Genomic DNA, 18,925 nt, shown 5'->3' on the forward strand with positions numbered 1-18,925 from the left:
TATGGCGCGCGTGTCGCTTTCGTGGGTGCTGATCCTCGGTTTGTTAACCGGGATCGGGCCGCTGTGTACCGATCTTTATCTGCCCGCTCTGCCGGAGATGTCCGAACAGCTGGCAACGACGACCACCCTGACGCAACTGACGTTGACGTCTTCGCTGATCGGTCTTGGGCTTGGGCAACTGCTGTTTGGCCCGCTCAGCGACCGGATTGGTCGTAAGGTTCCGTTGATCCTGTCGCTGTTGCTGTTTATTGCCTCTTCGGTACTGTGCGCGACAACTCAGGATATTCACTGGCTGATCGTCTGGCGTTTTGTGCAGGGCGCGGCGGGGGCCGGTGGTTCGGTGCTCTCGCGCTCTATTGCGCGGGATAAATATCAGGGTGTGACCCTGACCCAGTTCTTCGCGCTGCTCATGACGGTGAACGGCATCGCCCCGGTGCTTTCTCCGGTTCTGGGCGGCTACATTGCCACCGCGTTTGACTGGCGTATGTTGTTTTGGGTAATGGCGGGGATTGCGACACTGCTTTTGCTCTGCTGCATCCTGTTTATCAGTGAGACGCTGCCGCAGCGAACGCGCGGCGCATCGTTATTTTCGACCGGGCGCAGCGTGGTGAAAAATCGTCTCTTTATGCGCTTTTGCCTGATGCAGGCCTTCATGCTGGCGGGGTTGTTTGCTTATATCGGCTCTTCGTCATTTGTGCTGCAAAGCGAGTATGGCTTAAGCCCGATGCAGTTCAGCCTGCTGTTTGGTCTTAATGGGATCGGGCTGATCGTCGCCTCGCTGATTTTTTCCCGTCTTGCGCGTCGAATCACGGCAATGACGCTGCTGCGCGGCGGCTTGCTGTTGGCCGTCATCTGCGCGTTAATCACCTTGCTCTGCGCCTGGCTACAGCAGCCGGTTCTGGCGCTGGTGGCGCTCTTTTTTACCGTCGCCTTTTGCAGCGGAATTGGCACCGTGGCGGGCGCTGAGGCGATGAGCGTGGTGGACGTTCAGGAGTCAGGAACCGCCTCCGCGCTGATGGGGATGAGCATGTTTGTTTTCGGTGGCATCGCCGCGCCGTTGTCGGGGCTGGGCGGCGAAACTATGCTGAAAATGAGTCTGGCGGTGGCGCTCTGTTATGTGGCCGCTCTGCTACTGGCTAGCGGTGGTTCACGCCTTCGTAAATCAGCCTGAGGGCAAACACGCCGATGATCGCGCCAATCACCCTGCTGGCAATGCGCTGAATCCGCCCGTAAGCGCGGCGTACCGCCGGTAGGGAAAAGGCCTGGCTCAGGAAGATGCGCCAGATGACGGAAGAGAGCACGATGCCGGCCCAGGCCATCAGTCTTGCCCATGTCGGGGTTTCCGCGCTGAGCGTGACCGAGAAAATACTGATGAAAAACAGCACCGTCTGCGGATTTGACAGATCGGTTAGCAGTCCCCGGCGGAAGAACACGCTCCAGGGAGCGGAAATGGGCTGTTGCAGAGTCGGCATTTGCGGGGTGGCCTGATGGCGGATGCTGTTCCAGGCAAACCATAACAAATATGCGCCGCCGACGATTTTGATCAGCGAGAAAATTTCTTCGCACTGGGTAATCAGGGTCGCCATGCCAAACAGTCCCAGCCCGGAATAAATCGCATCGCCAAGCGCCACTCCCAGCCCCGTTAATACACCGGCCCGACGCCCGGAGGCGAGGCTGGTTTGTACCACCACAAAGAGGTTTGCGCCGGGGTTAAAGAAGGTTAAGACGAACAGGCTGACGGTCAGGACAACCGCGTGCAGAGGTTCCATAGTGAGATTTCCAGGGCCTGATAGTTAACGCCATACTATTTATAGTAAAAGTGCAGGGGTGAGAGAAAGATCACAAATTATGATACATCCGGCTGACTGGATTTTTCCGCTAATCTCAACTAGTTATTTAATCACTCAGAACAGAGCATCCGTTCCGAGAAGGCGATGATAGCGTAATAACACAACCGGAGCTTTTATATGAAGACAGGATATAAAGTATTGATTGGTGCGTTAGCGTTTGTCGTAACCAACGTCTATGCCGCGGAGCTGTTGACAAAGGTCGAGTTTGAGAAAGTGGAGTCGCAATACACGAAGATAGGCACCATTAATACCAGCAACGAGACGTCAACTATGGAGGCAAAAGAGGATCTGCTTAAAAAGGCCGATGAAAAAGGGGCTGATGTGGTCGTACTGACCTCCGGTCAAACCGATAATAAAATTCATGGTACTGCGGATATCTACAAGAAAAAATAAGCTGTCATTGTGCCGGATGGCGACGTAAAACGTCTTATCCGGCCTACGGTTCAGTGCTGCTCGTAGCTCGTAGGCCGGATAAGCGCCAGCGCCATCCGGCGATAAGTTCTCTCTCTGCTCGTAGGCCGGATAAGCGGCAGCGCCATCCGGCAATAAGTTCTCACTCAGCTCGTAGGCCGGATAAGCGTTAGCGCCATCCGGCAATAAACCTTCACTCTTTTAATCGTCGCCAGAATGTCGTCCGGCTAATACCCAGATATCGCGCCGCCGCGGTTTTATCGCCGTTAAACTGCGCCAGAACCTGCTGCGGCGTAAGCGCTGATGGCGCTTCGGGAATCGTCGCCAGTTCGGGTAAAAACTGCTGTAAAAACTGGCTATCCAGACTGGGCTGCGGCTCGACGCTTAAAAAAAGCGCCAGGCGCTCCATCATATTACGCAACTCGCGAATATTGCCGGGCCAGGCATAGCGCAGAAGAATGGTCTGGCTTTGCGCCAGCCCCTCGCGCACCGATTCGCCAAACGGCGCGTCTAATGCCGCCAGAGACTGTTTCAAAAATCCCTCCGCCAGCGGCACGATATCTGACGGGCGCTCCCGAAGGGGCGGAAGCGTCAGGCGCAGAATGCTGAGACGATAAAACAGATCGGTGCGAAATTGCCCCTGCTTTATCGCCTGTTCCAGATTGCAGTGCGTGGCGCTGATAACCCGTACATCCACCGGGACTGGCTGATGCCCGCCAACGCGCGTCACCTCTTTCTCTTCCAGTACGCGCAGCAGACGAGTCTGTAAGGGCAGGGGCATTTCCCCAATCTCATCCAGAAACAGCGTCCCGCCGTGGGCGATTTCAAACAGACCGGCGCGTCCGCCGCGTCGGGAACCGGTAAATGCCCCCTCCTCATAACCGAATAACTCTGCTTCAAGCAGCGATTCGGTAATTGCGCCGCAGTTAATGGCCACAAACGGAGGCGTTTTTTTACCGCTGCGCTGGCTCCGACGGGCAAAAAACTCGCGGTGAATCGCCTGCGCCGCCAGCTCTTTACCGGTGCCGGTCTCACCCTGAATCAACACCGCCGCGCTGGAGCGGGCGTACAGCATGATCGTATGGCGAACCTGCTCCATTTGCGCGGAATGGCCGCGCATATCTCCCAGATCGTAGCGGGTGCGCAGCCCGTTGCCGGAGGCATATTGGCCGCTATGTTGCAACGTCAGCCGGGTCATATCCAGCGCATCGCTAAACGCCTGACGCACGGTGGCCGCAGAATAGATAAAAATGCCGGTCATCCCGGCTTCTTCCGCCAGATCGGTAATTAGCCCTGCGCCGACTACCGCCTCAATGCCGTTGGCTTTCAGTTCATTAATTTGCCCACGGGCATCCTCTTCGGTGATGTAGCTGCGCTGTTCCAGACGCAAATTAAACGTTTTTTGAAAGGCGATCAGCGCGGGGATCGTCTCCTGGTAGGTGATAACGCCAATGGACGAAGTCAGTTTGCCGGCTTTCGCCAGCGCCTGGAGCACGTCGAATCCGCTGGGTTTTATCAGGATCACCGGTATGGAGAGGCGGCTTTTTAAATAAGCGCCGTTGGAACCCGCCGCGATAATGGCGTCACAGCGCTCGGTCGCCAGTTTTTTACGGATATAGTTCACCGCTTTTTCAAACCCAAGCTGGATGGGGGTGATGGTCGCCAGATGGTCGAACTCCAGGCTGATGTCGCGAAACAGCTCGAACAGACGCGTTACCGAGACCGTCCAGATCACCGGCTTGTCATGATTATCGCGAGCGGGAAGGTGCGTGTCAGCCATAGCAGTTGATGTTGTATTGAGGGACCGAGATTTTGTTTTAGTCGTGTTTCATAAATGTTGCAATGAAACAGCGCGAACCGTTTCATGAAACGTTAGCTGACACGCTTTTGTCCTGATGAAAGGTATGGTTAAGTTTGTATTTTTTGTTATTTGTTTGAATTATAAGAAAAAACAAAATTCTCTCTTTTTCAGCGACCGCTCTGGCATTCCCTTTGCTTTATGTGAATCAACATTAAATAACAAGTTGATAACAAGAGGATGGGATATGTCTCTACACTCTCCGGGCCAGGCGTTTCGCGCTGCGCTCACCAAAGAAAACCCCTTACAGATCGTCGGCGCCATCAATGCCAATCACGCATTACTGGCCCAGCGCGCAGGCTATCAGGCGATTTACCTTTCCGGCGGCGGCGTGGCGGCGGGATCGCTGGGTCTGCCGGATCTGGGGATCTCCACGCTGGATGATGTGTTGACCGACATCCGCCGTATTACCGACGTCTGCCCGCTGCCGCTGCTGGTGGATGCTGACATCGGCTTTGGTTCCTCCGCCTTTAACGTGGCGCGTACGGTGAAGTCGATGATCAAAGCCGGCGCCGCTGCGCTGCATATCGAAGATCAGATCGGCGCGAAACGCTGCGGCCATCGCCCGAATAAGGCGATCGTGTCCAAAGAGGAGATGGTGGACAGGATTCGTGCGGCGGTGGATGCGCGTACCGATCCTGACTTCGTGATCATGGCGCGTACCGATGCGCTGGCGGTGGAAGGATTAGAGGCGGCGATCGATCGCGCGCGGGCTTATGTGGAAGCGGGGGCTGACATGCTGTTCCCGGAAGCGATTACCGAGCTGTCAATGTATCGCCAGTTCGCCGATGCCGTACCGGTGCCGATCCTGGCGAATATCACGGAGTTTGGCGCGACGCCGCTGTTTACCACCGACGAACTGCGCAGCGCTAACGTGGCGATGGCGCTCTACCCGCTGTCGGCATTTCGCGCCATGAATCGCGCTGCCGAGCGTGTCTACAACGTGCTGCGCCAGGAAGGCACGCAAAAAAACGTTATCGACATCATGCAGACCCGCAACGAGCTGTACGAAAGCATCAATTATTACCAGTACGAAGAGAAGCTGGATGCGCTGAACCTGAAGTAGAGCTGTAGTAGACCCGTAGGCCTGATAAGGCGCAGCCGCCATCGGGCATTGCCGGATGGCACTTCGTTTATCCGGCCTACGCCTTATCAGGCCTACGGCGGCGAAACGTACACCCTCAATACCCTACATATAACAATGACGAGGACAACATGAGCGATACGACGATCCTGCAAAACAACACCCATGTCATTAAGCCCAAGAAATCTGTCGCATTATCGGGCGTTCCGGCCGGAAATACCGCGTTGTGTACCGTGGGAAAAAGCGGCAACGACTTACACTATCGCGGATACGATATTCTCGATCTCGCGGAGCATTGTGAATTTGAAGAAGTCGCGCATCTGTTAATTCACGGCAAATTGCCCAATAGCGATGAACTCCATGCCTATAAAAATAAGCTGAAAGCATTGCGTGGATTACCGGCCAATGTACGCACCGTGCTGGAAGCATTGCCTGCGGCGTCGCATCCGATGGACGTCATGCGCACCGGCGTGTCGGCGCTCGGCTGTACGCTGCCGGAAAAAGAGGGGCATACCGTTTCCGGCGCGCGCGATATCGCCGACAAACTGCTGGCCTCGCTCAGTTCCATCCTGCTCTACTGGTATCACTACAGCCATAACGGCGAACGTATTCAGCCGGAAACTGACGACGACTCCGTCGGTAGCCAATTCCTGCATCTGCTGCACGGCGAGAAGCCGTCGCAAAGCTGGGAAAAGGCGATGCACATCTCGCTGGTGCTGTATGCCGAGCATGAATTCAACGCGTCCACTTTTACCAGCCGGGTGATTGCAGGGACGGGTTCCGATGTCTACTCCGCCATCATCGGCGCGATTGGCGCGCTGCGCGGCCCGAAGCACGGCGGGGCGAATGAGGTATCGCTGGAAATTCAGCAGCGTTACGAAACGCCGGAGGAAGCCGAGGCGGATATCCGCAAACGCATTGAAAATAAAGAGGTGATCATTGGTTTCGGCCATCCGGTCTACACCATTGCCGATCCGCGCCATCAGGTGATCAAACGCGTGGCGAAACAGCTTTCGGAGGCCGGTGGTTCGCTGAAGATGTACAACATCGCCGACCGTCTGGAAAACGTGATGTGGGAATCGAAAAAGATGTTCCCCAACCTCGACTGGTTCTCGGCGGTCTCCTACAACATGATGGGCGTCCCCACCGAAATGTTCACCCCGCTGTTTGTGATCGCCCGCGTCACCGGCTGGGCGGCGCACATCATCGAACAGCGTCAGGACAACAAAATTATCCGACCTTCCGCCAATTATACCGGCCCGGAAGATCGCGAATTTATTCCGCTGGATCAGCGCCAATAACTTTATTTCTCTAACGATAAAACGCAGGAAATGTACCCTATGTCCGCACAAATAATGAACATTCGCCCGGAATTTGACCGTGAAATCGTGGATATCGTCGATTACGTCATGAACTACGACATCACCTCTAAAGTGGCCTGGGATACCGCCCACTACTGCTTGCTCGACACGCTGGGCTGCGGTCTGGAAGCGCTGGAATATCCGGCCTGTAAAAAACTGCTGGGGCCGATCGTTCCGGGCACCGTCGTGCCGAACGGCGTACGCGTACCGGGCACCCAGTTTCAGCTCGATCCGGTGCAGGCGGCGTTTAATATCGGCGCGATGATCCGCTGGCTCGACTTCAACGATACCTGGCTGGCGGCAGAGTGGGGCCACCCCTCTGATAACCTCGGCGGGATTCTGGCAACCGCGGACTGGCTGTCGCGTAATGCGGTTGCCGCAGGCAAAGCGCCGCTGACCATGAAGCAGGTGCTGGCCGGGATGATCAAAGCCCATGAGATTCAGGGCTGCATCGCGCTGGAAAATTCCTTCAACCGCGTCGGCCTGGATCACGTACTGCTGGTCAAAGTGGCTTCGACAGCGGTTGTCGCCGAAATGCTGGGGCTGACGCGTGATGAGATCCTCAACGCGGTGTCGCTGGCGTGGGTGGATGGTCAGTCGCTGCGCACCTATCGCCATGCGCCAAACACCGGAACACGTAAGTCCTGGGCGGCGGGCGATGCCACCTCCCGCGCGGTGCGTCTGGCGCTGATGGCAAAAACTGGCGAGATGGGCTATCCGTCGGCGCTGACGGCGAAAACCTGGGGCTTTTATGACGTCTCTTTCAACGGCGAGCCGTTCCGCTTCCAGCGTCCGTATGGTTCTTACGTCATGGAAAACGTGCTGTTCAAAATCTCCTTCCCGGCGGAGTTCCACTCGCAGACGGCGGTTGAAGCCGCCATGACCCTCTTTGAACAGATGCAGGCGGCGGGTAAAACGGCGGCGGATATTGAGAAAGTGACGATTCGCACCCATGAAGCCTGCATTCGCATCATCGACAAAAAAGGGCCGTTGAATAACCCGGCCGACCGCGACCACTGCATTCAGTACATGGTGGCGATCCCGCTACTGTTCGGGCGCTTAACGGCGGCGGATTATGAGGACGGCGTAGCGCAGGACAAACGCATTGACGCCCTGCGCGAGAAGATAACCTGCTTTGAAGACCCGGCGTTTACCGCCGACTACCACGACCCGGAAAAACGCGCCATCGCCAACGCTATCACCCTTGAATTTACCGATGGTTCACAGTTTGCCGAGGTGGTAGTGGAGTACCCGATTGGCCACGCTCGCCGCCGCGCCGACGGCATTCCGAAGCTTATCGATAAATTCAAAATCAACCTGGCGCGTCAGTTCCCGACCCGTCAGCAGCAGCGCATTCTGGATGTCTCCCTGGACAGAACTCGCCTGGAGCAGATGCCGGTCAATGAATACCTCGACTTATTTGTCATCTGAGCCAGCAGGCAGTAAGTTCAACAGGAGAGCTTCATGTCTTTTAGCGAGTTTTATCAGCGTTCCATTACGCAGCCGGCGTCGTTCTGGGCCGAGCAGGCCCGACGTATCGACTGGCAGCAGCCGTTTACTCAAACGCTGGATCACAGCCATCCGCCGTTTGCCCGCTGGTTTTGCGGCGGAACCACTAATTTGTGCCATAACGCTATCGACCGCTGGCTGGACAAGCAGCCGGATGCGCTGGCGCTGATTGCCGTCTCTTCTGAAACGGAAGAGGAGCGCACGTTTACCTTCAGCCAGTTGTATGACGAAGTGAACGTGGTGGCGTCGATGCTGTTGTCGCTGGGCGTGCAGCGCGGCGACCGGGTGCTGGTTTATATGCCGATGATTGCCGAGGCGCACATTACGCTGCTGGCCTGCGCGCGGATTGGCGCGATTCATTCGGTGGTGTTCGGCGGTTTTGCCTCGCACAGCGTAGCGGCGCGAATCGACGACGCTAAGCCGGTGCTGATTGTCTCGGCAGACGCCGGGGCGCGCGGCGGTAAGATTCTGCCGTATAAAAAGCTGCTGGATGATGCCATCGCGCAGGCGCAGCATCAGCCGCGCCACGTTTTGCTGGTGGATCGCGGGCTGGCGAAAATGGCGCGAGTACCGGCGCGCGATCTCGATTTTGCGTCGCTGCGTCAGCAGCATCTCGGGGCGCGGGTGCCGGTGGCCTGGCTGGAATCCAATGAGATCTCCTGCATTCTCTATACCTCCGGCACGACCGGAAAACCGAAAGGCGTACAGCGCGACGTCGGCGGCTATGCGGTGGCGCTGGCAACCTCGATGGACACTATCTTCGGCGGCAAAGCGGGCGGCGTGTTCTTTTGCGCGTCGGATATCGGTTGGGTTGTGGGGCACTCCTATATTGTCTACGCGCCGTTGCTGGCAGGAATGGCAACCATCGTTTATGAAGGATTGCCGACGTACCCGGACTGCGGCGTCTGGTGGAAGATCGTAGAGAAATACCGCGTCAGCCGGATGTTCTCTGCGCCGACCGCCATCCGCGTGTTGAAGAAGTTCCCGACGGCGCAGATCCGCAATCACGATCTCTCCTCGCTGGAGGTGCTCTATCTGGCCGGTGAGCCGCTGGATGAGCCGACGGCCGCCTGGGTGACGGAGACGCTGGATGTGCCGGTTATCGACAACTACTGGCAGACCGAGTCCGGCTGGCCGATTATGGCGATCGCCCGCGCGCTGGACGACCGGCCTTCACGGCTGGGCAGCCCCGGCGTACCGATGTACGGCTATAACGTGCAGTTGCTCAACGAGGTCACTGGCGAACCTTGCGAAGTGAACGAGAAGGGGATGCTGGTCATTGAGGGGCCGCTGCCGCCTGGCTGCGTTCAGACTATCTGGGGGGACGATGCGCGTTTTGTGAATACCTACTGGTCGCTGTTCTCGCGTCAGGTGTACGCCACTTTCGACTGGGGGATTCGCGACGCGGACGGCTATTATTTCATCCTCGGGCGCACCGATGATGTGATCAACGTTGCCGGACACCGTCTGGGCACGCGCGAGATCGAGGAAAGCATTTCCAGTTACCCGAACGTGGCGGAAGTGGCGGTGGTGGGGGTGAAAGATGCGCTGAAGGGACAGGTGGCGGTAGCGTTTGTGATCCCGAAACAGAGCGACACGCTGGAGGACAGGGACGTGGCGCAAACGGAAGAGAAGGCGATTATGTCGCTGGTGGACAGTCAGATCGGTAATTTTGGCCGCCCGGCGCACGTCTGGTTTGTTTCACAGTTGCCGAAAACACGCTCTGGCAAAATGCTGCGTCGTACGATCCAGGCGATTTGCGAAGGCCGCGATCCGGGCGATTTGTCCACGCTTGACGATCCCGCTTCGTTGCAACAAATCCGTCAGGTGATTGAGGAGTAACCGAGGTGCCCGATGGCGTTATCGCTTATCGGGCCAGGAAGAAAATGTATCGCAGGCCGGATACGGTGCTTGCACCGCCATCCGGCAATTTCCCTTTTACCGCCAGCTTATCTGGTAGTGGTAGCGCCCGGCGCTGAGCTGATATTCCGCAGAGACAGAAGGGCTCCAGGAGTCATCGCCGCCCACGCCCATATGGAAACCGTCAATATTGAGCCAGGTGCCCGCTTCCGGCTGGAGCAGATGGCGGTGGCTGGTTTCCATCAGCTGTTTCTGGTCGTAGCGACCGATGTTGAACTGAAAATCGCCGCGCCACTGATGCGCGCCATAGCGCAATTCACGCGTTCCGCAGCGCAGGCCGTTTTCGCTCGGGAAAACATACGGGGTGTACATCTCTTCCAGCGGCAGATCCCAGCGATCAAAACAGGCGGCAGAGAGACGATCCGGGTAGTTTTCGTGCGGGCCTAATCCCAGCCAGTTGACCCGCTCCGCTACCTGCGCAAGCTGGCAGCTCAGGCCGATGCGCGCCGGATGCGGTGTCCCGCTGGCGACGTCAACATCTACCGTTATCTGCATTTCACCGTTGCCGTCGATACGGTAGGTTTTCCGGCTGATGAACAGCGTTTCTCCCTGATACTGCCAGGCGTGGGCGGTGGTAATCAGTATCGCGCTGGCAAGCGTGTCGGCATCGCATTGCAGTAATACCGCTTTAGCCTGGTAATGGCCGGCGGCCTTCCAGCGTTCAACCCAGGCGTTAGGGTCGATGCGGGTTGCCTCGCTCACGCCGATGTCGTTGTCCAGCGGCGCGCGGGTGAACTGATCGACAAGCGGAGTCAGCAACTGTGCCTCTTCGCCAATCCAGAACTGCGTTAATACGCCCTGCTGGCGGCTGAACTCCCAGCGTTTCTCGCCTGCGACAATACGGAATGCCGTCCCGCTGCTGGTGAGCTGTGGCGCGTTGCCAGCGTGCTGTGGCCACTGCGTAGCGAGTTTTTCGCCGAGCTTCCACTGTTGCCAGGCGCTGATATGTCCGGCTTGCGACCACGCGGTTGCCTGCGGTTGTTCAACGCGTACCGTCAGCCACAGCTGGCCTGCGGTTTCCGCTTCCGGGAGCGCTGGCAGCGTGATGACCTGGCGTCCCTGCGGCGGGATATCCAGCGTCACAACGCCTGCGGTCAGCGGGTTGCCATCCAGCGCCAGTGACCAGTGGAGCACCTCGTTATCGCTATGGCGGAACAGGTATTCGCTGGTCACTTCAATCTGGCATTCGGCTCCCGGCAGCAGTGTAAACTGGAAAAACTGCTGCGCGTGTTTGGCTTCATACAGTGACGGATGCGGCGTTCGGTCGGCGAACACCAGGCCGTTCATACAGAACTGACGGTCGTTAGGCGCGTCGCCAAAGTCGCCGCCGTAGGCTGACCACGGCCGACCGTCGTCGTCGTATTTGATAAGCGACTGATCCACCCAGTCCCAGACAAAACCGCCTTGCAGGCGCGGATACTGGCGAAACGCCTGCCAGTATTTCGCGTAACCGCCGAGGCTGTTGCCCATCGCGTGGGCGTATTCACACAGGATCAGTGGGCGCTGCTCGCCCGGCATCGACAGCCATTTTTTGATCGACCATTTCGGTACGGCGGGGAAGGGCTGATCCTGATCGACGCGGGCGTACATCGGGCAAATGATGTCGGTTGCCGCCGTATTCGCGCCGCCGCCTTCATACTGCACGGGGCGGGAGGGATCTTCCGACTTAATCCAGCGGTACAGCGCGTCGTGGTTGGCACCGTGCCCGGACTCGTTGCCCAGTGACCAGATAATAATGCTCGGATGGTTGCGGTCGCGCTGTACCATCCGCGTCACGCGCTGGCTCATGGCGGGCAGCCAGACCGGATCGTCGCTCAGGCGATTCATCGGCACCATGCCGTGGGTTTCGATATTGGCCTCATCCACCACGTACAGGCCGTAGCGATCGCACAGGGTGTACCACAACGGGTGATTCGGATAATGGGAGCAGCGCACGGCGTTAAAATTGTTCTGCTTCATCAGCAGAATGTCTTTAATCATGGTCTCTTTATCCATCACCTGGCCGTTTTCCGGGTGATGTTCATGGCGGTTGGCGCCGCGGATCAGCAGCGGCTTACCGTTTAACAGCAGCAGACCGTTTTCAATGCTGACCTGACGAAAACCGACGTCGCAGGCTTCGGCTTCAATCAGCGTGCCATCGGCGGTGTGTAGCTGTACAACGGCACGATACAGATGCGGGGCCTCCGCGCTCCACAGCGACGGGTGTTCGACATTCAGACGAAGGGTTGTGCGATCAGGGTAAGCGCCGCGCTCATCAATGATCTCGCTGCCGAGCGGGGCGGTTTTTTCTCCGACGAATGTTTCGCTATCCCACAGCTGTACCGTCACGCGTAAATCATCGCGTCGTTCCCCCGTCGCTCTGACCTCCGCTTCCAGCACTGCGCGGCTGAAATCATCGTTGAAGCGGGTGTTGATGCGCAGATCACGGATTTGCGTTGCCGGTTTATGCAGCAGCGAGACGTCGCGAAAAATGCCGCTCATCCGCCACATATCCTGATCTTCCAGATAGCTGCCGTCACTCCAGCGCAGCACCATTACCGCGAGGCGGTTTTCACCCTTAAGCAAAAAATGCGTGAGATCGAATTCAGACGGCAGACGGCTGTCCTGACCGTATCCGACCCAGCGACCGTTGCACCACAAATGGAAGGCGGAGTTCACGCCATCAAAAATGATCCGCGTCTGGCCTGCCTGTAGCCAGTCTGCGTCAATACTGAATGTGAGCGAGTAACATCCGGTTGGGTTATCTGCCGGAACGAACGGCGGGTTAACCGGAATGGGATAGGTGACGTTGGTATAAATGGGGGCGTCGTAACCGTCCATTTGCCAGTTAGACGGCACGCGCACGCTATTCGCCTGTTGCAGATCGCTTGTCCGCCAGCTCTCTGGGACTGCTTCAGGCGCTGAAAACCAGGCAAACGTCCATTCACCGTTCAGGCTGCGCTTTTGTGCGGAGTCACGGTTCGCGCGGGCGTCATCGGCATTACACCAGCTGCAAAAAGGAGGGTGCGCCTCCAGGCGATTAAGTTGCGTTACGCCAGGGTTTTCCCAGTCGCGACGTTTCAGAACGACGGCGAGTGAATCTGCATTCTGGGGCATAGCGGTATCCTGATTGAGTTTGTTATTCGCTCACAATTTCAGTCAAAATACGAAGAAGGGACTCCTGCTGTAAAGGACAGGAGGTTCAATGAGTGAACTGACTCACACAATTGTTATGCGTTCACATTTTCGGCGCTAACAGCGAAACCTGCCGAGCCAGTTGGAGCAGGGAGTCGGCCAACGCCTGCGGAGAAGTGACCTGAGCATTGGGGGGCTGCACGGTTTTACGCTGAACCAATGAAACGGGGAGTTGCTGGTTATCGGTGGCGGGTTCGCCACGGGAGAGTTGCAGCAGTTTGTCGACGCTGGTTGCGCCAAGCAGGGGGAAATTCTGTCTGATGGTGGTCAGCGGTGGGATGTAGCAGGCGCTGTCTTCGGTGTCATCGTAGCCTATCACCGAGATATCCTGCGGGATGCGCAGGCCAAACTCAGCGATCGCCCGCATGGCGCCCAGCGCCATCTGATCGTTAGCCACCAGTATTGCGGTAGGAATCGTTCCGTCATTGAGCATCTGCATGGTTTGCTGGAAACCGGACATCGCGCTCCAGTCGCCTTCCGTTTCTGCCACTGGTCGCAGCTGATAGTGGGTCAGATATTTATGCCAGCCCGCCAGTCTTAGCCGTGCAGAGACGGACGAGCGCGGCCCTGTCAATAGCGCGATGCGCTGGTGCCCGTGTTCTACCAGATGCTCAACGCCCAGACGCGCGCCGTCGTCATGGGAAAAAATAATGCTGTTAACGGGGAACCGATCGGACACGTCGAGAAACAGTACCGGCACGTTGCCGCAGGCGGCGGCAACGGCAATGGCATCGTTCTCATCAAGCGGGTAGTTGATGATCAACCCGCTTACCCGCTGTGCCAGCAGGTTATGTACCGCCGCTTTGCAGGCGTCTACTCCGTTGCGCTCCACCATCGCGATCACCACGCTGGCGCCTGACCTGTCGGCGCGGGATTTAATCGCCGCGACAATTTGCGACGGCGCGTGCAGCGCGAGGTTAGCGGTGGCGACGCCGATGAGCGGGGTTTGTTTACCCGCCAGCTGCTGCGCGACGCGATTGGGAATGTAATTCAGCTCCGCCATCGCGGCTTCGACTTTTTCACGGGTTTTGGCGGAAACGTGGCTGGCCTGATTCACCACGCGAGAGACGGTCTGATAAGAGACGCCTGCACGGTCTGCAACATCATAGAGCGTTACCGGTTTCACATTCATCACCCTGAATTTGTTGTTATCTGCGCGTTATGATGCCACACCCTGAAGGTTTTTCGCCATTCTGCCGGGCTGACGTCAGTTTGTCGGCTGATATCGACCCCGGCTCCTGACGTTGTCCTCATTCCGTCGTATGAGTGGGGACGGTATGTTCCCACTTCTGTCTGAGCGCCGGTGCGTTGCCTTGTTGCCAGAGTTGTAAGAGATTCTGGCAGCGGAGGCATTATGAGCTGGCGACCCTTTCTTTACCTCATTGTTACTCCTCACCCGGTGCTGAGCGCCCGGCGCGCGCGTTTGCGGCTGGTACAAGGCTGACGGGTCTTTAATAATTGCGTAGCGCTCCCGATTACCACCCGGCGCGCTGTGTTATGGTGCTTGTTTCATTGCCGATTTCATAAGCAGAAACAGGAGCCAGACTATGTCGCAACATAATCCGTTGAGCGCCATCCTTGATAAACAGGATTTCCTGTTGCTGGACGGGGCGATGGCGACGGAACTGGAAGCGCGCGGCTGTGATTTAGCCGACAGCCTGTGGTCAGCGAAGGTGCTGGTAGAAAACCCGGCGCTGATCCGCGAAGTCCACCTTGATTACTACCGGGCGGGGGCGCAATGCGCGATTACCGCCAGCTACCAGGCGACGCCCGCAGGACTTGCCGCGCGTGGGTTTGATGAAGCGCAGTCGAAAGCGCTGATCGGCAAGAGTGTGGAACTGGCGCGCAAAGCGCGGGAGGCGTATCTGGCTGAGAACCCGCAGGCGGGCACGCTGCTGGTGGCGGGTTCCGTCGGGCCATATGGCGCGTATCTGGCCGACGGTGCGGAATATCGCGGGGATTACGTATGTACTCCCGAAGCGTTCCAGGCTTTTCATCGCCCGCGTGTGGAAGCGCTGCTGGATGCGGGCGTTGACCTGCTGGCCTGCGAAACGCTGCCGAATTTTATTGAGATTAAAGCGCTGGCTGAGTTGTTAACCGAATATCCACGGGCGCGGGCATGGTTCTCGTTTACGCTGCGCGACAGTGAGCATCTGAGCGACGGTACGCCGCTGCGTGACGTGGCGGCGTTCCTCAACGCCTGCCCGCAGGTTGTGGCGACTGGCGTAAACTGCATCGCGCTGGAAAACGTCACCGCCGCATTGCAGCATTTGCACGGGCTGACCGCGCTGCCGCTGGTGGTTTATCCCAATTCGGGCGAGCGGTACGATGCGGTAAGCAAAACCTGGCATCATCACGGCGAAGCGTGCGCCACGCTGGCGGAGTATTTACCGCAGTGGCTGGCGGCGGGTGCGAAGCTGATTGGCGGCTGTTGCCGGACGACGCCGAAGGATATTGCTGAATTGAACGCGCAACGTTGAGTGTGTGCCGGGTGGCGGCTGATCCTTACCCGGCCTACAACGTACACGAACCGTAGGCCGGGTAAGCGTAGCGCCACCCGGCATCAATTACACTGCGTCTGCTAAAACAAACATCCCGTACGGGTGGATTTCGAGGTAATAATTTTCCCCCACGTCCGGCTGCAATCGGGTGGCGTTAACCTGCAATAAAATCTCCTGTCCGTGCCACGCCACCGTCACCTCATACTGCGGCCCCATATAGGCGACATGCTGAATCACACAGCGCTGGCTCTCTTCGCCGCGATCGCTCAAGGTAATCGCTTCCGGGCGCACGCCAACGGTGCCGGAACCCTGGGCGGCAAAGTGCGCCGGGCGCGGCAGTCGATAGCCGTAGATATCCACATACTCCTGACTGAACGTCGCCGGGAACAGGTTGGCATCGCCCATAAAGCTCGCCATAAAGCGTGACGCAGGTTGACGGTAGAGATCCTGCGGCGAACCGATCTGCATAATATGCCCCTTGTTCATCACCAGCACGGTATCGGAAACCGCAAAGGCTTCGCTCTGATCGTGGGTGACGTACAGCGAGGTGATATCAAACTGCTTTTGCAGTTCGCGGATCTTGTCGCGCATGCTGCGACGCAGGTTGGCGTCGAGGTTACTTAACGGCTCATCAAACAGCAGCACCTTCGGCTTGAGGATCAGCGCGCGCGCCAGCGCCACGCGCTGCTGCTGACCGCCGGAGATCTGATCAACATAGCGGTCTTCGAATCCTTCCAGATCCACCATCGCCAGCGCCTCTTGCACACGGGCTTTCACTTCGCTGCGCGACACGCCAAGCATCTTCAGACCGTAGCCGACGTTTTCCCCCAGCGACATGTGCGGGAACAGGGCATAAGACTGAAAGACCATACAGATATCACGCTGCTGAATAGAGCGATGGGTGACGTCTTCGCCATCAATGAAAATCTGCCCTTCGCTCGGTTTTTCCAGCCCGGCCACCAGACGCAAAATGGTCGTTTTGCCGCAGCCGGAAGGGCCGAGCAGCGTCACCATTTGCCCCTGCGGGATGGTGAGATTGATATTATCGATAACCGTGTTGCTGCCGAATCGTTTGGTGACGTTGCGCAGTTCAACAAAATTTTTCTGACTCATAGTGCGCTCCATTACGCCTGGTTTTTGGCTTTTGAACGGGAGATACGCGCTTCCCCGATCAGCCAGTCAAAGATGAAAATAATCGCCAGCATCACCACGATCAGAATCGAGCCGTAGGCGATCGCCACGCCGTATTCGCCGTCTTCCACGCGGTTGAGGATGTAGGCCGTCGCCACGCGGGTGTCTGGCGTGACGAGGAATACAATGGCGCTGACGGTGGTAATGGCGCGCACAAAGCTGTAGATCAGCGCCGAGAGGATCGCCGGGCGCAGCAGCGGCAGCAGGATGTGCGTAATGGTGCGTAAGCTCCCGGCGCGCAGGCTGAGCGACGCTTCATCCAGCGATTTATCGATCTGGCCTAATCCGGCGATCCCGGCGCGAATCCCAACCGGCACGTTACGCATCACCATCGAAATAATCACAATCGCCGCCGTTCCGGTGAGGTACACCGGGGCGCTGTTAAAGGCGAGGATGTACGACACGCCCGCCACGGTGCCCGGTACGGCGAAGCACAGCATGGTGGTGAACTCGATAGTCTTTTTGCCTTTGAACTGCTGGCGTACCACAATCCAGGCGATCAGCAGACCGAAGATGGCGGTGATCGGCGCGGCAATTCCGGCGTAGAGCAACGTATCAAGCAGGGAAGGCCACGCGCCGTCGCTCATTCCCTGGCCGAACAGCTTGATAAAGTTCGCCAGCGTCAGGGTGTAATCCACGCCCCAGTTGACGGTGAAGCTACCGTAGAAAATGCTGCCGTAGAGCAGGGCGTTGAAGGCTATCCACACGGCCAGAATGGCGATGACGCTCCACACCAGGGTGACAGGCAGCGGCTGGACGTCGCCACGGTACGATTTCCCGGAGACCGTGACGTAAGAGCGCTTACCGATCCACATATACTGCACACAGAACACCAGCAGCGAGAACAGCAGCAGGAACGCGCCCAGCGTACTGGCGGCCTGATAATCAAGCTGCGAACCTGTGATATAGAAATAGATCTGCGTCGCCAGCACGTCGAAGTTACCGCCGAGCACCAGCGGGTTACTGAAGTCGGCCAGCGACTGCACCACCACGATCAGGAAGGCGTTCGCCAGCGCCGGTTTCAGCAGCGGGACAAACACACCGTTAAAGGTCTGCCAGCGGCTGGCGCGCAGGGTATATGACGCTTCTTCCAGCGATGGATGGATAGTTTTGATCGCCCCGTCGAGGATCATAAACGCCATCGGCGTAAAGGCCAGCACCTGCGCCAGCCAGATGCCGGTAAACCCGTACAGCCAGTTGGTGTTGGTCAGCCCGAACCACTCGACCATAAATTCGGTGACGTAGCCGGAGCGTCCCATCATCAGCGTAACGCCTAAACCCACTACGAACGGCGGCGTGACGATTGGCAAAATCGAGAAGATGCGGCCAATAATGGCGCTGCGTTTGGCAATGCGGGTGGTGTAAATCGCCAGCACCAGGCCGAAGAAGGTACAGCCCATGCCCACCGCAATCGACAGGGCGATGGAGTTGAGGATCACCTGGATGATATGCGCCTGCGACAGCACCGTCATAAACGCCAGCGGCGCGAACTCCCCGGCGTCGTTGGTGAACATCGGGATGAAAATCGCGATACTCGGCCAGACGATAAAGATGCCGATCAGCGCCACAATGGCGGTAAGTGAGCCGATCACGAAGCGGTCGCCGCCCAGCCATTCCAGACGGGTCAACGCCAGCGTCATGATCGCGCCCAGCGCGACGAACAGCACGATAGTGGCGTAGCCTAAACCACGGCCTTCAACGGTGGCACTAATGACGATAAAGGCCATACACAACAGCGCCCAGCCCGCATCAAGGTAATGGCGGCTGCGCTGTTCGCGCCTGGCTTCATGGAACGGGCGAATCAGCAGTAGGCTCGGCAGCAGATACCACAGCCAACTGATATTGCGCTGTGACCAGCCGTAGGACTCAAGGATTTCATCGCCCGTGGACTCCAGCAGGCCGTAATCCAGGCTCCAGCTCGGCAGCAGGGCAAACGCCAGCCAGCCCAGCAGAACCCAAAAGAATATCGCATCCCGTTTTTTCACGGGATGGTGTGCAAGTGTGTGTGACATAGCGGTTCCGGTATTGTGGGCCGGGTACGGCGTTACGCCGCCACCCGGCAAATG

General features: G+C 57.8%; 13 protein-coding genes. 7 read left to right on the top strand and 6 right to left on the bottom strand.

What is annotated here, in order from left to right:
• Window position 1 precedes the first annotated feature (1 nt).
• Window positions 2-1,171 carry a multidrug effflux MFS transporter gene (locus OGX75_RS15575; RefSeq protein ID WP_115181930.1) on the top strand — a complete coding sequence of 390 codons (1,170 nt, stop codon included), beginning with the start codon at window positions 2-4 and terminating at the stop codon, window positions 1,169-1,171.
• On the opposite strand, the gene OGX75_RS15580 is transcribed toward OGX75_RS15575, so the two are convergent.
• A complete protein-coding gene (locus OGX75_RS15580) occupies window positions 1,137-1,769 on the bottom strand; it encodes a LysE family transporter (RefSeq protein ID WP_012133652.1) in 633 nt (210 codons plus the stop codon). The genes OGX75_RS15575 and OGX75_RS15580 overlap by 35 nt on opposite strands.
• 198 nt (window positions 1,770-1,967) lie before the next feature.
• Here OGX75_RS15580 and yahO point away from each other — a divergent pair, with 198 nt between their 5' ends.
• Window positions 1,968-2,243 (top strand): DUF1471 family periplasmic protein YahO, encoded by a 276-nt coding sequence (gene yahO / locus OGX75_RS15585; protein WP_012133651.1) that lies wholly within the window; start codon window positions 1,968-1,970, stop codon window positions 2,241-2,243.
• A 211-nt stretch (window positions 2,244-2,454) separates the two neighbouring features.
• Here the strand turns inward: yahO and prpR are convergent, their stop codons facing one another.
• Window positions 2,455-4,041, bottom strand: coding sequence for a propionate catabolism operon regulatory protein PrpR (gene prpR / locus OGX75_RS15590; protein ID WP_286450918.1), 1,587 nt, complete (start codon window positions 4,039-4,041; stop codon window positions 2,455-2,457).
• Between the two features lie 265 nt (window positions 4,042-4,306).
• Between prpR and prpB the strand changes: the two genes are divergently transcribed.
• From prpB to prpE, 4 genes are all read left to right on the top strand, one after another.
• Window positions 4,307-5,185: a methylisocitrate lyase gene (prpB, locus tag OGX75_RS15595; RefSeq protein WP_024130618.1), complete on the top strand. Its 879-nt coding sequence runs from the start codon at window positions 4,307-4,309 to the stop codon at window positions 5,183-5,185.
• Window positions 5,186-5,334: 149 nt separating this feature from the next.
• Window positions 5,335-6,504: a bifunctional 2-methylcitrate synthase/citrate synthase gene (gene prpC / locus OGX75_RS15600; RefSeq protein ID WP_286450919.1), complete on the top strand. Its 1,170-nt coding sequence runs from the start codon at window positions 5,335-5,337 to the stop codon at window positions 6,502-6,504.
• A 39-nt stretch (window positions 6,505-6,543) separates the two neighbouring features.
• Window positions 6,544-7,995, top strand: a complete 1,452-nt coding sequence (locus tag OGX75_RS15605; protein WP_071259950.1) for a bifunctional 2-methylcitrate dehydratase/aconitate hydratase — start codon at window positions 6,544-6,546, stop codon at window positions 7,993-7,995.
• A 33-nt stretch (window positions 7,996-8,028) separates the two neighbouring features.
• Window positions 8,029-9,915 carry a propionate--CoA ligase gene (gene prpE, locus OGX75_RS15610; RefSeq protein WP_115615027.1) on the top strand — a complete coding sequence of 629 codons (1,887 nt, stop codon included), beginning with the start codon at window positions 8,029-8,031 and terminating at the stop codon, window positions 9,913-9,915.
• A 96-nt stretch (window positions 9,916-10,011) separates the two neighbouring features.
• Here prpE and OGX75_RS15615 read toward each other — a convergent pair whose 3' ends face one another.
• Together OGX75_RS15615 and OGX75_RS15620 are read right to left on the bottom strand one after the other, a co-directional pair.
• Window positions 10,012-13,089 carry a beta-galactosidase gene (locus OGX75_RS15615; RefSeq protein ID WP_286450920.1) on the bottom strand — a complete coding sequence of 1,026 codons (3,078 nt, stop codon included), beginning with the start codon at window positions 13,087-13,089 and terminating at the stop codon, window positions 10,012-10,014.
• Window positions 13,090-13,210: 121 nt separating this feature from the next.
• Window positions 13,211-14,293: a LacI family DNA-binding transcriptional regulator gene (locus OGX75_RS15620; RefSeq protein WP_286450921.1), complete on the bottom strand. Its 1,083-nt coding sequence runs from the start codon at window positions 14,291-14,293 to the stop codon at window positions 13,211-13,213.
• 421 nt (window positions 14,294-14,714) lie between these two features.
• Between OGX75_RS15620 and mmuM the strand changes: the two genes are divergently transcribed.
• Window positions 14,715-15,647: a homocysteine S-methyltransferase gene (mmuM, locus tag OGX75_RS15625; protein WP_134769687.1), complete on the top strand. Its 933-nt coding sequence runs from the start codon at window positions 14,715-14,717 to the stop codon at window positions 15,645-15,647.
• An 87-nt stretch (window positions 15,648-15,734) separates the two neighbouring features.
• On the opposite strand, the gene fbpC is transcribed toward mmuM, so the two are convergent.
• Both fbpC and OGX75_RS15635 read right to left on the bottom strand, forming a co-directional pair.
• On the bottom strand, window positions 15,735-16,781 hold the full coding sequence (gene fbpC / locus OGX75_RS15630) for a ferric ABC transporter ATP-binding protein (RefSeq protein WP_024130614.1): 1,047 nt from the start codon (window positions 16,779-16,781) through the stop codon (window positions 15,735-15,737).
• Window positions 16,782-16,792: 11 nt separating this feature from the next.
• Window positions 16,793-18,871 carry an ABC transporter permease gene (locus tag OGX75_RS15635; RefSeq protein ID WP_286450922.1) on the bottom strand — a complete coding sequence of 693 codons (2,079 nt, stop codon included), beginning with the start codon at window positions 18,869-18,871 and terminating at the stop codon, window positions 16,793-16,795.
• Window positions 18,872-18,925: the final 54 nt, after the last annotated feature.

Source organism: Citrobacter sp. CK199 (assembly GCF_030333285.1).
In the GTDB taxonomy this organism is placed as follows: Bacteria; Pseudomonadota; Gammaproteobacteria; order Enterobacterales; family Enterobacteriaceae; genus Citrobacter_B; species Citrobacter_B koseri.

Bases quoted from the DNA above. Each gene is read 5' to 3' on its own strand.
- OGX75_RS15575 (WP_115181930.1), top strand. From the start codon at position 2: ATGGCGCGCGTGTCGCTTTCGTGGGTGCTGATCCTCGGTTTGTTAACC.
- OGX75_RS15580 (WP_012133652.1), bottom strand. From the start codon at position 1,769: ATGGAACCTCTGCACGCGGTTGTCCTGACCGTCAGCCTGTTCGTCTTA.
- yahO (WP_012133651.1), top strand. From the start codon at position 1,968: ATGAAGACAGGATATAAAGTATTGATTGGTGCGTTAGCGTTTGTCGTA.
- prpR (WP_286450918.1), bottom strand. From the start codon at position 4,041: ATGGCTGACACGCACCTTCCCGCTCGCGATAATCATGACAAGCCGGTG.
- prpB (WP_024130618.1), top strand. From the start codon at position 4,307: ATGTCTCTACACTCTCCGGGCCAGGCGTTTCGCGCTGCGCTCACCAAA.
- prpC (WP_286450919.1), top strand. From the start codon at position 5,335: ATGAGCGATACGACGATCCTGCAAAACAACACCCATGTCATTAAGCCC.
- OGX75_RS15605 (WP_071259950.1), top strand. From the start codon at position 6,544: ATGTCCGCACAAATAATGAACATTCGCCCGGAATTTGACCGTGAAATC.
- prpE (WP_115615027.1), top strand. From the start codon at position 8,029: ATGTCTTTTAGCGAGTTTTATCAGCGTTCCATTACGCAGCCGGCGTCG.
- OGX75_RS15615 (WP_286450920.1), bottom strand. From the start codon at position 13,089: ATGCCCCAGAATGCAGATTCACTCGCCGTCGTTCTGAAACGTCGCGAC.
- mmuM (WP_134769687.1), top strand. From the start codon at position 14,715: ATGTCGCAACATAATCCGTTGAGCGCCATCCTTGATAAACAGGATTTC.
- fbpC (WP_024130614.1), bottom strand. From the start codon at position 16,781: ATGAGTCAGAAAAATTTTGTTGAACTGCGCAACGTCACCAAACGATTC.
- OGX75_RS15635 (WP_286450922.1), bottom strand. From the start codon at position 18,871: ATGTCACACACACTTGCACACCATCCCGTGAAAAAACGGGATGCGATA.